Consider the following 550-nt stretch of genomic DNA (forward strand, 5'->3'; position numbering starts at 1 on the left):
GCCGGAATTCGCCGAGGCCGACGCGGCGGAAGGCGCCGCCACCGGCGGCGGCAAGACGGTCACCGACCCGCATGCCTTCCAGTCGATCGCCAATGCCAGGATCTATGTGAAGAATATCGCCGAGGCCTTCTGCGCCGCCGACAGCGAGGGCTGCGTCGGCTATCAGACCAATGCCGCGGCCTACACCAAGAAGCTGGATGTGCTGGAAGGCGAAGTGAAGGCGGCGATCCAGTCGATCCCCGAGGAGAAGCGCGTCGTCATCACCTCGCACGATGCCTTCGGCTATTTCGAGCACGAATATGGCCTGGCCTTCCTGGCGCCGCAGGGCATTTCCACCGACTCCGAGCCATCGGCCGCCGACGTCGCCAAGCTGGTCGAGCAAGTGAAGCAAGACAAGGCGGCTGCGATCTTCGTCGAAAACATCACCAATCCGCGGCTGATCGAGCAGATCGCCAGCGAGACCGGCATCAAGGTCGGGGGCACGCTCTATTCGGATGCGCTGTCGCAGCCCGACGGACCAGCCTCGACCTATATCGACATGATGCACAAC

1 protein-coding gene is annotated in these 550 nt (G+C 63.5%); it reads left to right on the forward strand.

Features of this window, described 5'->3' with window-relative positions:
* Positions 1-550: zinc ABC transporter substrate-binding protein (locus tag EOA33_RS38110; RefSeq protein WP_190234550.1), on the forward strand; the 550-nt coding region annotated here is incomplete at both ends.

Origin of the sequence: Mesorhizobium sp. M4A.F.Ca.ET.050.02.1.1 (genome assembly GCF_003997725.1) — a bacterium.
Classification (GTDB): Bacteria; Pseudomonadota; Alphaproteobacteria; order Rhizobiales; family Rhizobiaceae; genus Mesorhizobium.